Source organism: Dactylosporangium sp. CA-233914, assembly GCF_050942935.1.
GTDB lineage: Bacteria > Actinomycetota > Actinomycetes > Mycobacteriales > Micromonosporaceae > Dactylosporangium.
In genome coordinates this window covers 9,019,571-9,031,251 of record NZ_CP192030.1, presented here as the reverse complement: position 1 = coordinate 9,031,251, position 11,681 = coordinate 9,019,571, and the positions used below count along the sequence as shown (strand labels likewise).

Genomic DNA, 11,681 nt, shown 5'->3' with positions numbered 1-11,681 from the left:
GGCCCGGCGTCGGCCCGCGGCCGGCGAGCGCGGCGAGGAGGCGGCATGACGACCGTACTGCTGCTGCGCCACGGCCGGACCGCGACCAACGCGACCGGCATCCTCGCCGGCCACCAGCCCGTCGGGCTCGACGAGGTCGGCCGGGCCCAAGCGGTCGCCGTCGGCGAGCGGCTCGCCGCGGCCAAGCTGCCGCTGGCGGCCGTGGTGAGCAGCCCGCTGCCGCGCTGCCGGGAGACGCTCTCGCTCGCCCTGCCGGTCGTGACCGACGTCATCGAGGACGACGGCATCGTCGAGTGCCGCTACGGCGACTGGACCGGCCGCCCGCTCAAGGAGCTGGCCAAGGACCCGCTGTGGGCGACCGTGCAGGCACACCCGTCGGCGGCCCGCTTCCCGGGCGAGGACGGCGAGTCGATGGCCGAGATGTCGGCCCGCTCGATCGCCACCATCCGGGGCTGGGACGCGCGGATCGCCGCGTCACACGGGCCCGAGGCGGTCTGGCTGGCGTGCAGCCACGGCGACATCATCAAGGCGGTCGTCGCGGACGCCCTCGGCATGCACCTGGACATGTTCCAGCGCATCGCGGTCGAGCCGGCCTCGGTCACCGTCATCCGCTACACCCCGCTGCGCTCGTTCGTGCTGCGCCTCAACGACACCGGCGGCGATCTGTCCGGGTTCCAGCCACCGGAGAAGTCCGAGGGTGAACCGTCGTCGGATGCCGCCGTCGGTGGCGGTTCGGGCGGTTCGGTGTGATCTTGTGTCCGACTGCGGCACACGCCGCGCTGAGTGGATAGAGTTCTGAGCATGAGCCACCACGTGTACGCATTCGAGCCGCCGGAGCGGTTCGTTGCCGGCACCGTAGGTGCGCCGGGGGAGCGGACCTTCTTCTTGCAGGCGCGCGGCGGCGGTCGGCTGATCAGCGTCGCCCTCGAGAAGGTGCAGGTCTCCCTGCTGGCCGAGAAGCTCGAGGAGTTGCTGCAGGAGGCCCATCGCCGCTTCGGCGTCGACCTCACCGCGGAGACGGTCACCGAGACCACCGACAACGAACCCCTGGACACGCCGCTCGACGAGGAGTTCCGGGTCGGCACGCTCGGCCTGCAGTTCGACGTCGACACCGCCACGGTGGTCATCGAGGCGATCGCGGTCGGCGAGGAGGAGACCGAGGAGCGCGAGGGCGAGCTCGAGGAAGACGAGGACGACGAGCTGATCACCGCCGACCGGGACCGCCTGCGGGTCCGGCTCACCCCGGCGGCCACCCGCGCCTTCATCGAGCGGGCCAAGCGGGTCGTGGCCTCCGGGCGTCCACCGTGCCCGCTGTGCGGCCAGCCCCTCGACGCGCGCGGTCACCTCTGCCCGCGGCACAACGGCTACCGCCGGTAGCCCCGCGTGCCGGCCCTGCCCGAGGACGAGGCGCTCGAGCTGCTGCACCACGGCGAGCTGGAGATCGAAGGCCGGCTCATGGACGCGTCCAACGCCACCCTGCGCTGCGTCGTCACGCGCGGCGACACGGTGGCGCGGTGCGTGTACAAGCCGGTCAGCGGCGAGCGGCCGCTGTGGGACTTCCCCGACGGCACGCTCGCCGGCCGGGAACACTGCGCCTGGCTGCTGTCGGAGGCGACCGGCTGGGGCATCGTCCCGCCGACCGTCCTGCGCGACGGCCCGCTCGGCCCCGGCATGTGCCAGCTGTGGATCGACGAGGAGCTGCAGTCCGACGACCTGCTGCTCGGGTTCGTCCCGGCGAACAAGGTGCCCCGCAGCTGGCGGCGGATCATGTCGGCCCGCGACGAGCGCGGCCGCCCCTACGTCCTGGCCCACGCCGACGACCAGCGCCTGGCCCGCCTGGCCATCTTCGACGCGATCGCGAACAACGCCGACCGCAAGGGCGGCCACGTGATCGACACCGTGGACGGCCGCGTCCACGGTGTCGACCACGGCATCTGCTTCCACGCCGAGGACAAGCTGCGCACGATCATCTGGGGCTGGGCCGGCGAGCCGATCCCGGACGACGGGATCGAGGTGCTGGAGAAGCTGCGCGCGCAATACTCCGCCGGCCTCGCCGAGGCCCTCTCGCAGCACCTGACCCCGGCCGAGGTGGGCATGGTCTCGGTGCGCATCGGCGCGCTGCTCTCGCGCCGGACCTTCCCCGAGCCCGACGAGGACCGCCACGCGATCCCCTGGCCGCCGATCTAAAGAGCTGGAGCTACAAAACAGTCCGGGTGTACGCCTCGTCGCTGCGATGTGGTCTGACACAGTGGCTGTGCCGGGCTCGTCCCGGGGTTATCGAGGGCACCATTCCTGCGCGGACCGGCATCGTGATGGTGTCGATTGACTCGCCATCACACGGCCATGTGGCCTCACGTGCGAGCGGGCCGCGAATCCGATGGCGCATCGCCGCATCGTCAGCTCTTGGTCGGGCCCCCGATGTCGAAGAGGTTGCCCTCCGGGTCGGCCAGGGTCGCCCAGGCCGTGCCGTACTCGTCGAAGTCGCCGACGTGCTTGGCGCCCAGCGCGACCGCGCGCTCGACCGCGGCCGGGATGTCCTCGGTGTGCAGGTCCAGGTGCACGCTGTTCTTGCCGGGGGTGCGGTCGGGGACGCGGATGAACATGAGCACGGGCGTCTCGCGGGCCGCGCGGCCCGCCGTCGCGAAGAACTCCGACGCACCCGGGTCGACCTCCCGGCCGAGCAGGTTCGCGTAGAACCCGGCCAGCTCGGCGGCGCTGCCGGCGCAGTCCACGGTCACGTTGGCGAGCTTGATTTCGGACATTTCGTGTTCTCCTCCTTGTTGTGGCGTTATGTCGGGCGCTCCGCGCCGCGACATAACGGATTTTTCGCCTGTCGGGTTATATGTCCGATAAGTCGTGGCGCGGAGCGCCCGACTTATCGAGCTTCTGGGCGTGACGACGCGACCGGCCAGCAGACCTCGGTGCGGAAGCGTTCGGCGTCGTCGGTGTGCTGCGGCCCGACCAGGTACTGCTCCAGGATCGGCTCCGCCAGCGCCGTGTCGTGGGCCGCGACGTGGGCGCCCAGCGCACCGTAGGTGAGGTCGCAGTCCGCGTACGGCCCGGCGTGTACCGCCACGGCGTAGCGGCGCGACGGCAGGACCGACCGGCGCGGATCGCCGTCGAAGGGGCCGGGCAGGACGGGTACGAACGCGACCACCTCACCCTCGTCCTGCTCGAAGAACTCGCCCGAGTAGGTGCAGCCCGCCAGGCCGGCCGGATCGGCACCCCGGCCGGCGAGGGCGGCGAACAGCGCGCCGAAGGAGTCGCGGCACCAGGCGGCCACGTCGGGGCGGGCGACGCGGCCGGCGAGCCGCAGGACGGTGGCGGGGGCGTGGGTGCGGTACAGCACCGTGACCGGCGGCGCCGCGTCCAGCAGGCGGCGCAGGGACGCGACCACCTCCCGGGTCCGGGCCAGCTCGCCCTCCATGCGCGAAAGGTGCCGGGCCAGGGCGTCGGCCCGCGGCCGCTCGCCCGGGGCGGCCAGCAGCCCGCGGATCTCGGCCAGCGGCATGTCCAGGCCGCGCAGGCGCCGGATGAGGTGGGCGTCGACGACCTGCTCCGGCTGGTAGCGCCGGTGCCCGGTCTCCGCGTCGACCTCGGCCGGCACCAGCAGCCCGATGTCGTGGTAGTAGCGCAGGGTCTTCGCGGACAGGTGGCACAGCCGCGAGAACTCCCCGATCGCAACGCCCGTCGTCATGCGAACAGTCAAACCCTTCCAGCGACGGGAAGTGCAAGGGGCGTGCGTACCCGAAACGCCTGGCCGCAACGGCAACCATCGTCACATCCTTATCCGGGGCGCTCGCGGATACCCTGTTGGTCATGGAGTCATGGATCGCACCGGCGCTGCCGAGGCTGCCCCGTCCCGGAGCCGGCGTCGCGCCGCTCGCCCTGTTCGACTCGGCGCGCCGGGAGATCGCGCCGGTCGAGATCGACGGGCGTCCCGCGACCATGTACGTCTGCGGCATCACCCCCTACGACGCCACCCACCTCGGCCACGCCGCCACGATGATCGCGTTCGACCTGGCCAACCGGGTGTGGCGCGACGCCGGGCACGAGGTCGACTACGTGCAGAACGTCACCGACATCGACGATCCGCTGCTGGAGCGGGCCGCCCGCGACGGCGAGGACTGGGTGGTGCTCGCGATGCGCGAAACGGCGCTGTTCCGCGAGGACATGGAGGCACTGCGGATCATCCCCCCGAAGCGTTACGTCGGGGCGGTCGAGTCCATCCCGCAGATCGCCCGCAAGGTGTCGTCCCTGATCGCCTCCGGGCACGCGTACACGCTCGAGGACGGCACCGGCGACGTGTATTTCTCCGTCGCCACCGCGCCCGAGTTCGGCTACGAGTCCAACCTCTCCCGCACCGAGATGCTGCGCCTGGCGGCCGAGCGCGGCGGCGACCCGCAGCGGCCCGGCAAGCGCGACCCGCTCGACCCGCTGCTGTGGCGCGGCCTGCGCGAGGGCGAGCCGGCGTGGGACGGCCGGGAGCTCGGCCCGGGCCGGCCCGGCTGGCACATCGAGTGCGCGGTCATCGCCCAGAGCCTGCTCGGCGACACCGTCGACGTGCAGGGCGGCGGCAACGACCTGCTCTTCCCGCACCACGAGTGTTCGGCGGCGCACGCCGAGGCACTGTCGGGCAAGGCGCCGTTCGCCACCCACTACGTGCACGCCGGCATGATCGGCCTCGACGGCGAGAAGATGTCCAAGAGCCAGGGCAACCTCGTCTTCGTGTCCCGGCTGCGCGGCGACGGCGTCGACCCGATGGCGGTCCGCCTGGCGCTGCTGGCCGACCACTACCGCAACGACCGGATGTGGACCGACGACGTGCTCAAGACCGGCGAGCAGCGGCTCTCGCGCTGGCGGGCGGCGGCCCGGGCGGGCATCGGCCCGTCGGGGGCGGAACTCGTCGCCCAGGTGCGCGAGCGCCTCGCCGACGACCTCGACGCGCCGGGCGCCCTGGCCGCCGTCGACGCCTGGGTCGACGCGACCCTGGCCGACGCGGGCGACGACCGCGAAGCCCCGGCGATGATGGCCACCGCGGTCGACGCCCTGCTCGGCATCAAGCTGTAGTTCGCTCGTTACACCGGTTGGGACTCTTCGACGCCGGCCACTCGTCGGACGGTGGCCGGCGACGGAGTCCCGCGCAGCAGCCGCTCGTGGGCGTACTCGCAGAAGACCGCGTGCTCGTAGACCGCCCGCGGCACCTCCAGGCGGCTGTCGACCCGCACCGCGACGCCCGGCGGTGACCAGGTGCGGAACACCGGGTCGCCGGTCAGGTCGGACAGCACCGCCATGAGGTGGGTGTCCAGGCGCAGCGAGTGCACGGCGCGGCGGTACTGCGCCGCGGACAGGCACAGCGCGAACGGGATGTTCATCAGGCACAGCGCCGACTGGATGTCCAGCCGCAGCAGGCGCCGGGTGCCGGGCTCGGCGTCGACGGGGCCGACCGTGAGCATGGTGGTGTCGAGGGCTTCGGGCCGTACCGGCGAGAACTCCCGGCGGCCGAGGGCGCCCAGGACCTCGTAGACGTTCACGTCGTGCTCGATGACCGCGCGGTCGCCGAGGCGGCGCAGCCCGGCGGGGCGCAGCGTCACCTCGGGGACCCCGGGCAGGCCCGTGTTGCGGGCGACGAAGACGAGCAGGTTCGTCTCCACGACGAAGTGCCGCACGAGCAGTTCGCCCGCGACCGGGCTGACGCAGCGGCGCAGAAACCACACGCACAGCGCGTCCATGAGCCCGTGCGCGGTGAGCCGCCCGGGCACGAGCCGCCGTGCCACGACGGCCAGGGCCACGAGGGCGTTGCAGACCGGGCGCAGCACGGGGTACAGCCAGCGGCGCGACGCGGAGCGCTGGTCGGCCAGCACCAGGCGCAGGGTCGCCGGGTCGATCGGCTCCCGCGCGGCGAGCTCGTCCCAGATCCCGTCGGTCGCTGGATCTCCTCCAACTGCCGGACATTTCACCGGATCTCCTCCAGTTGCAGGACGTAGAGCCGGGCGACGATCCGCGCGGTGCGCACGATGCGGGCGCACGCCCTCGGGTCGGCCATGACCGGTGCCAGGAGCCGGTGGAGCTCGCCGATGTGATCGTCGTCGTGCTCGCCGTGGTACCGCAGAAAGCTCACCTGCTCGTCGGTGAGCCCCAGGGTGTCCTTGAGCCGCCGCGCCCAGCCGAGGGCCTTGGCGGTGCCGAGCCCCTCGATGACGAACATGGCCCCGAGCAGGTCGACCGGGTCCGGCTGGGAGGCCTGCTGGAGGATGAACGCCGACAGCGCCTCCGAGCCCGCGTTCTTCTGCGCCGAGCGGATCGCCGCCGGGTCGCCGCCGACCGCGACGAAGTCGCGCTCCAGCAGCAGGAAGTCGCGGTGCTCCGCGGCGGCGTGGCGGATCGCGGAGCTGCGCAGCTCGAAGCGTTCCGCGGAGAAGTTCGACGCGGCCCGGGAGATCCAGCGGCCGCCCTCGACGACCTGCTGGCGCAGGTTGAGCAGCAGCGCGCGGTAGTCCTCGACGGTGGCGGTGCCGTCCTCGACGCGGCGGACGATCGGCACCCGCGCGAGGCGCGTCTCCAGCTCGGCCCACACCTCGGCGAGCTCGTCGAGCAGCTGGCCGGGGGAGACGCAGGTGAGCAGCGCGAACGCGATGGTGAAGCGGCCGGACTCGGGCACGGCGAGCAGGATCCGGTCGCCGGGCGCGAACCGGCCGGTCCGCCAGGCCTCCTCGAGCATGACGAAAATGCTGGCGGCGCCGGTGTTGCCGCAGGTTTCGAGGTTGGAAAACGACTTTTCCGACATTTCCGGAATATGATGAAAAATCTGGTTTCTGAAGGTGTTCGCGCTGTAGTGGCACAGCACGTGGTCGATCGAGTCGAGGTCCACGAGGTCGCGCACGCGGTCGACGCCGAGGCGGACCAGGCCGGGCAGCGCGGACACGTCCTGGCGCAGCCGCAGCAGGCCGGCGGCCTCGGCGGCGGCTGCGGTCCGCGCGTCGAGCCAGCCCGCGCCCGCCTGCATGCCGGCGGGGTGCTCGTGCGCGTAGGAGACGCTGCGCACCCACTCGACGCGCAGGCTGGGCCGGTCGGCCCGCGGCCGGTTCTGCAGCACCACCGCGCCCGCGCCGTCCGACAGCGTCCAGCGCAGGAACTCCGCGTCCGGTGTCGGCCGGCCGCCGGCCGCGAAGCGCCGCTGCGCGAGGACCCGGCTGACCAGCTCCGAGCCGACCACGGCGGCGGTCGCGTGCTCGCCGAGCGCCACCGCCGACGCGGCCGCCTTCAGTGCGGCCAGCGACGACGCGCAGACGCCGCCGGCGCTGAGCAGCTCCATCGGGCCGGTGCCGGCGCGGCCGTGGACCATCGCCGCGAAGCCGGGCACGAGCTGGTCGCCCATGGTCGTGCCGGTGGCGAGCATGGTGACGTCGGCCATGGTCAGGCCGCCGTCCTTCACCGCGCGCTCGAGGGCCTCGGCGGCCAGCTCCTCGTTGCTCGGGCCCGGCTCGCCGTCGTCGCCGACCGCGTAGTGGCGCGTCCGGATGCCGTTCGCCGCGAGCACCCGGGCCCGGCGGCGGGCCGTGGCCGGGTCGGTGCCGCCGAGGCGGGCCGCGATCCCGTCGTTGCCGACCGGCTCGCCCGGCAGGTACGCCCCGCACCCCGTGATGTACACCGCTGACGTCTGTCCCATGGGGACCATTCAGCCGCGGGCGGGGGCCCTGGCGGATCCGTCCGGCGACTCAGCCGGGCTGGGTATCGCTACCTGAGTAACCCGGCCCGGTGCCGCACAGCTTGAACACACCGTAACATTGTGAGGAAAATTCACATAATCTCCGCTACGAGCCGTTACCGGTGGCCACCAGAATGTCGAGCAGGCGAGCCGTCGCGGGCGGGTCCGGGGGGACACCGTACGCCGCCACGCCGACGTGGCGTTCGCCGCCGTGCAGCGGCACCGTCTGCACGTCCGGTGAGCGGTGGGCGCGCAGTGCCAGCTCCGGCAGGATCGTCACCCCGAGCCCGGCCGCGACCAGGGCCTGCACCGCCACGTAGTCGTCGGTGGTGAACGCGATGTCGGGCGCGAACCCGGCCGTCGCGCACCGGCGCACCAGGCTCTCCCGGCACCGCTCACATCCGGCGATCCAGCGCGCCCGGGCGAAGTCGGCCAGTTCGCCCGAGCGTCCGGGCCGCGTGACCAGGTGCAACGCCTCGGTGAACAGCGGCGTGACCCGAAGGCCGTCGTTCGATTTGTCCGAAAAATCGAAAATAACCGACAAATCCACCTCGCCCGATCGCAGCAGCCGCAGCGCCAGCGGCGGCTCCGCCTCCACGAACTGCAGCGTCACGTCCGGATGGGCCTCGGCGAACCGCGCGGCGGCCAGCGGCACGAACGAGCCCAGCGCCGACGGGAACGCCGCCAGGCGCACCCACCCCGCGCGCAGCCCGCTGTGCTCGGCCAGCTCCGCCTCGGCGGAGGAAAGCCGGCCCAGGATCTCCTCGCCGCGCTCGGCCAGCAGCCGCCCGGCCGGGGTCAGCCGCACCCCGCGCCCGACCCGCTGCACCAGCTGCGCGCCGGTCTCGGCCTCGAGGCGGGCCAGGTGGTGGCTGACCGACGGCTGCGCATAGTGCAGGGCCTCGGCCGCGGCGGTCACCGATCCGTGCCGCGCCACCGCCACGAGCACCCGCAGTCGCGTCACATCAAGCATGCATCAATCGTGTCTATGATTTTCGGCCTTAACAAGCATTGGATTTATCGTTCGTACCGCGCGAGCCTCATCCCATGCTCACGATGCGCGACGTGCTCGCCGCCCGCCGGGTCATCGCCGGCCACCTGCAGCCGACCCCGTCTTGGTCCTACCCGCTGCTCGACGAGGCCGCCGGCCGCCGCCTCGTGGTCAAGCACGAGAACGCCCAGCCCACCGGCGCCTTCAAGGTCCGCGGCGCCCTGAACCTGCTCGCCACGCTCGACGACGACGTCGTCACGTACTCCACCGGCAACCACGCCCGCGCGATCGCCTACGCCGCCCGGGAGTACGGCCGCGCGGCCACCGTCGTGATGCCCGAGCACGCGAGCGAGCTGCGGGTCCGGGCGGTGGAGGCGCTCGGCGCCCGCGTGGTGCGGCACGGGGCGAACATGGCCGACGCGGAGGAGCGCGCCGCGACGCTGCCGGGCCGGCTGGTCAGCCCCGGCGACGAGCCTGCCCTGATCGCCGGGGTCGCGACGCTGTACCTGGAGCTGTTCGAGCGCCACCCGGGCCTCGACACCGTCGTCGTGCCGGTCGGCTCCGGCACCGGCGCGGCGGCCGCGTGCCTGGTCGCCGCCGCGGTGGCGCCCGGCTGCCGGGTCATCGGCGTGCAGTCGGCGGCGGCGCCGGCCGCGCACGACTCGTGGACGGCGGGGCGGTGCGTGCACCGCGGCAACCACACCCGCGTCGACGGCCTCGCCACCGGCCGCGGCTTCGCCGCCCCCCAGGCCGTCCTGCGCGAGCACCTCGCCGGCTTCGTGCTGGTCGGCGACGACGAGATCGACGCCGCCCGGCGCCTGCTGGCCACCCGCGCCGGCACCCAGGCCGAGGGCGCGGGTGCGGCGGCCCTCGCCGCGGTGCTCGCCCGGCCCGACCTCATGGGCGCCGCCGTGGCGGTGGTGGTGTCCGGAGCCAACGCCACCGAATTGGAGCTTGCCCGTTAGGCGCATCGTTCGTACCGTTCGCCGATTCGCGGCCCGGCGGGCCCGGCGCGCGGCGGGGGATCAGGTTACGTCGATCAATACGGACCTGCCGCCCAGGTTCGGATACCCCCGTCGAAGGAGAGGTCTGTCATCATGACCGGTCCTGAAGAGCGCAAAGCCCCGCCGGCGGGTGACCGCAGCCCGTGGAACTGGCTGCTGATCATCCCGATCGCCGTACCGCTGCTGACCGTCCTGTTCAACGCCGACAGCCCCCGCCTGCTCGGCTTCCCGCGCTTCTACTGGCTGCAGCTGGCCTTCATCGTCCTGGGCGTGGGCACCACCACGCTCGTCTACCGGATGACGAAGAGGAGGTGAGCGGCCGTGTGGCGTGAGCACGAGCTCGAGATCGGCATCTTCGTCTTCCTGTTCCTGGCCGTGAGCGCCATCGGCTTCGTCGCCGCCCGCTGGCGCCGCCCGGACACCCTGGCCCACCTCGACGAGTGGGGCCTGGGCGGGCGCAGCTTCGGCGGCTGGATCACCTGGTTCCTCGTCGGCGGCGACCTCTACACCGCGTACACGTTCGTCGCCGTGCCGGCGCTGCTGTTCGCCTCCGGCGCGGCCGGGTTCTTCGCGGTGCCGTACACCGTCATCGTCTACCCGCTGGTGTTCCTGGTCCTGGCCCGGCTCTGGTCGGTGTCGCACCGGCACGGCTTCGTCACCCCCGCCGACTTCGTGCGGTCGCGGTTCCAGTCGCCGACCCTGGCGCTGCTGGTCGCGATCACCGGGATCGTGGCGACGATGCCGTACATCGCCCTGCAGCTCGTCGGCATCGAGTCGGTGCTCAAGACCATGGGCGTCACCGGCTCCGGCACCCTGGCCCGGCACCTGCCGATCATCGTCGCCTTCGCGATCCTGGCCGCCTACACGTACTCCAGCGGCCTGCGCGCCCCGGCGCTCATCGCGTTCGTGAAGGACATCCTCATCTACGTGGTCATCCTCGTCGCGGTGTTCTACCTGCCGGCGAAGCTCGGTGGCTGGGGCGCCATCTTCGACGCCGCCGACGCGAAGTTCGACAAGACCCCGGCGCTCGCCGACGGCGTCCTGCTCAATGCCGACAACCAGGTCCAGTACTTCACGCTCGCCCTGGGCTCGGCGCTGGCCCTGTTCCTGTACCCGCACAGCATCACCGGCGTGCTGGCGAGCCGGAACCGGGACGTGATCAAGCGGAACATGTCGGCGCTGCCGGCGTACAGCTTCCTGCTGGGCCTCATCGCCCTGCTCGGCTTCGCCGCCATCGCCGCGGGCGTCACGCCGTTGAAGAACCCCAACGGCACCAACGACAACAACACCGTGGTGCCGCTGCTGTTCGACAAGATCTTCCCGGACTGGTTCGCGGGCGTCGCCTACGCCGCCGTCGGCATCGGGGCCCTGGTCCCGGCGGCCATCATGTCGATCGCCGCCGCGAACCTGTTCACCCGCAACATCTACCGGGAGTACCTCAAGCGCGACGCCACCCCCGCCCAGGAGGCCACGGTCTCGAAGGTGATGTCACTGCTGGTGAAGTTCGGCGCGCTGCTCTTCGTCGTCTTCGTCGACCCGCAGTTCTCCATCGACCTGCAGCTCATCGGCGGCGTCGTCATCCTGCAGACCCTGCCCGCGGTGGGCCTGGGCCTGTTCACCCGCTGGTTCCACCGGGGCGCCCTGGTGGCCGGCTGGGTCGCCGGTATGGGCCTGGGCCTGTGGATGCTGTATCAGGTCGTGAACCCGGCCACGAAGCGGCACTTCGCCGGTTCGGCGTTCCCGCTGAGCGAATGGGGCCTGGACACGAAGAAGACCATCTACGTCGGCTTCGTGGCCGTGATCGTCAACCTGCTGGTGGCCGCGATCCTGACGCTGGTCCTGCGGGCCGCGTCGGTGCGCGACGGCGGCGACGACACGCGGCGCGAGGACTACTTCGCCGAGGCGGGCGACCCGCGCGTCCCGGCCCCGGCGTCCCCGGCCCCGGCCCCGGCGGTCGCGCCCGACCCCATCACCTGAC

The 11,681-nt window shown here is 72.4% G+C and carries 12 protein-coding genes; 7 read left to right on the top strand and 5 right to left on the bottom strand.

The features are described 5' to 3' along the window. Positions 1-45 precede the first annotated feature (45 nt). The 3 genes from ACQPY0_RS40415 to ACQPY0_RS40405 all read left to right on the top strand — a co-directional run bounded on the left by ACQPY0_RS40415 (position 46) and on the right by ACQPY0_RS40405 (position 2,187). Positions 46-750, top strand: a complete 705-nt coding sequence (locus ACQPY0_RS40415; RefSeq protein WP_432973422.1) for an MSMEG_4193 family putative phosphomutase — start codon at positions 46-48, stop codon at positions 748-750. Positions 751-801: 51 nt separating this feature from the next. Next, entirely contained in the window at positions 802-1,377 is a 576-nt protein-coding gene (locus ACQPY0_RS40410; protein ID WP_432973419.1) for a DUF3090 domain-containing protein, read from the top strand. 78 nt (positions 1,378-1,455) lie between these two features. Next, positions 1,456-2,187: an SCO1664 family protein gene (locus ACQPY0_RS40405; protein ID WP_432995566.1), complete on the top strand. Its 732-nt coding sequence runs from the start codon at positions 1,456-1,458 to the stop codon at positions 2,185-2,187. 209 nt (positions 2,188-2,396) lie between these two features. On the opposite strand, the gene ACQPY0_RS40400 is transcribed toward ACQPY0_RS40405, so the two are convergent. Next, positions 2,397-2,762: a VOC family protein gene (locus ACQPY0_RS40400; protein WP_432973416.1), complete on the bottom strand. Its 366-nt coding sequence runs from the start codon at positions 2,760-2,762 to the stop codon at positions 2,397-2,399. Positions 2,763-2,875: 113 nt separating this feature from the next. Continuing rightward, the gene (locus tag ACQPY0_RS40395; protein WP_432973413.1) at positions 2,876-3,697 is read right to left on the bottom strand and encodes a MerR family transcriptional regulator; all 822 of its coding nucleotides are present in this window, start codon (positions 3,695-3,697) and stop codon (positions 2,876-2,878) included. 122 nt (positions 3,698-3,819) lie between these two features. Here ACQPY0_RS40395 and mshC point away from each other — a divergent pair, with 122 nt between their 5' ends. Continuing rightward, on the top strand, positions 3,820-5,070 hold the full coding sequence (gene mshC / locus ACQPY0_RS40390; protein WP_432973410.1) for a cysteine--1-D-myo-inosityl 2-amino-2-deoxy-alpha-D-glucopyranoside ligase: 1,251 nt from the start codon (positions 3,820-3,822) through the stop codon (positions 5,068-5,070). 8 nt (positions 5,071-5,078) lie between these two features. On the opposite strand, the gene ACQPY0_RS40385 is transcribed toward mshC, so the two are convergent. The 3 genes from ACQPY0_RS40385 to ACQPY0_RS40375 all read right to left on the bottom strand — a co-directional run bounded on the left by ACQPY0_RS40385 (position 5,079) and on the right by ACQPY0_RS40375 (position 8,681). Continuing rightward, positions 5,079-5,960 carry a DUF6999 family protein gene (locus tag ACQPY0_RS40385; RefSeq protein WP_432973407.1) on the bottom strand — a complete coding sequence of 294 codons (882 nt, stop codon included), beginning with the start codon at positions 5,958-5,960 and terminating at the stop codon, positions 5,079-5,081. Further along, entirely contained in the window at positions 5,957-7,669 is a 1,713-nt protein-coding gene (locus ACQPY0_RS40380; RefSeq protein ID WP_432973404.1) for a 3-oxoacyl-[acyl-carrier-protein] synthase III C-terminal domain-containing protein, read from the bottom strand. The genes ACQPY0_RS40385 and ACQPY0_RS40380 overlap by 4 nt, the downstream gene beginning before the upstream one ends. 145 nt (positions 7,670-7,814) lie before the next feature. Then, entirely contained in the window at positions 7,815-8,681 is an 867-nt protein-coding gene (locus tag ACQPY0_RS40375; RefSeq protein ID WP_432973401.1) for a LysR family transcriptional regulator, read from the bottom strand. Between the two features lie 74 nt (positions 8,682-8,755). Here ACQPY0_RS40375 and ACQPY0_RS40370 point away from each other — a divergent pair, with 74 nt between their 5' ends. The 3 genes from ACQPY0_RS40370 (at position 8,756) to mctP (ending at position 11,680) form a co-directional block, all read left to right on the top strand. After that, positions 8,756-9,664, top strand: coding sequence for a threonine ammonia-lyase (locus ACQPY0_RS40370; RefSeq protein WP_432973398.1), 909 nt, complete (start codon positions 8,756-8,758; stop codon positions 9,662-9,664). A gap of 132 nt (positions 9,665-9,796) precedes the next feature. Further along, positions 9,797-10,018 carry a DUF3311 domain-containing protein gene (locus tag ACQPY0_RS40365; protein ID WP_432973395.1) on the top strand — a complete coding sequence of 74 codons (222 nt, stop codon included), beginning with the start codon at positions 9,797-9,799 and terminating at the stop codon, positions 10,016-10,018. Positions 10,019-10,024: 6 nt separating this feature from the next. After that, on the top strand, positions 10,025-11,680 hold the full coding sequence (mctP, locus tag ACQPY0_RS40360) for a monocarboxylate uptake permease MctP (RefSeq protein ID WP_432973392.1): 1,656 nt from the start codon (positions 10,025-10,027) through the stop codon (positions 11,678-11,680). The last annotated feature ends 1 nt before the right edge of the window (position 11,681 follow it).